The sequence below is a fragment of the Novilysobacter selenitireducens genome, assembly GCF_020026895.1.
Classification (GTDB): domain Bacteria; phylum Pseudomonadota; class Gammaproteobacteria; order Xanthomonadales; family Xanthomonadaceae; genus Lysobacter_C; species Lysobacter_C selenitireducens.
Genome location: NZ_JAINZW010000039.1, coordinates 1 through 291, shown reverse-complemented (window position 1 = coordinate 291; position 291 = coordinate 1). Strand labels below are relative to the sequence as shown.

Genomic DNA, 291 nt, shown 5'->3' with positions numbered 1-291 from the left:
CATCCTACGAGCACACTTTATTCGTCCTCTCCTCAACAAGAAAGCGTCGGAGAGACCTCTTTTTGGTCTCCTTTCGACGCTCTATCAACCGGAACCTGAGCACCTGGAGCCCGACTCTCCACTGCAAAAAGAGCTCATCGAGTTTTTCGAGGAGAAAAGAGACACTCTTCTCATGCACACCTCCATTGAAGAGGACCTGCCTGTGTTCGTGTATTGCTTCCACCGAAAACGACTATTGGGCCCACCGGAACTGATCATCAACGACCTCTATAATACCGCATTGAACAAGGC

Annotated in this window: 1 protein-coding gene; it reads left to right on the top strand. The window is 49.8% G+C overall.

Annotation, left to right across the window (positions count from 1 at the left end):
• A partial coding sequence (locus K6753_RS14480; RefSeq protein WP_223677170.1) for a hypothetical protein occupies window positions 1–291 on the top strand: 291 nt, incomplete at both ends.